At 53.0% G+C, this 287-nt stretch carries 1 pseudogene; it reads left to right on the forward strand.

Annotated features, from left to right (window positions below):
• Positions 1–287 (forward strand): annotated as a pseudogene (gene ligA / locus AAEY83_RS14050) (NAD-dependent DNA ligase LigA); the annotation flags it as partial.

Raw genomic sequence — 287 nt, forward strand, 5'->3', positions numbered from 1 at the left:
GGCTTACCGAGCTTGGATTTACGGTCAGCGCGGTAGAAGTAGTGGCAAATCCACGCGCCGCGCAGACCTATTATGAGTCAGTGATAGAAGGGCGTAGCGATCTGCCATTTGAAATCGATGGTATGGTGATTAAGGTCAACAGCCTTGCGTTACAGCAGCAACTTGGCTACCTATCACGCGAGCCACGCTGGGCAACTGCCTATAAATTCCCTGCCGAAACGGTGATGACGCGTCTCAACGATATCGAGTGGCAAGTCGGACGGACAGGACAAATCACACCAGTCGGT

The sequence above is a fragment of the Psychrobacter sp. TB20-MNA-CIBAN-0197 genome (assembly GCF_040309765.1).
Lineage (GTDB): Bacteria > Pseudomonadota > Gammaproteobacteria > Pseudomonadales > Moraxellaceae > Psychrobacter > Psychrobacter submarinus.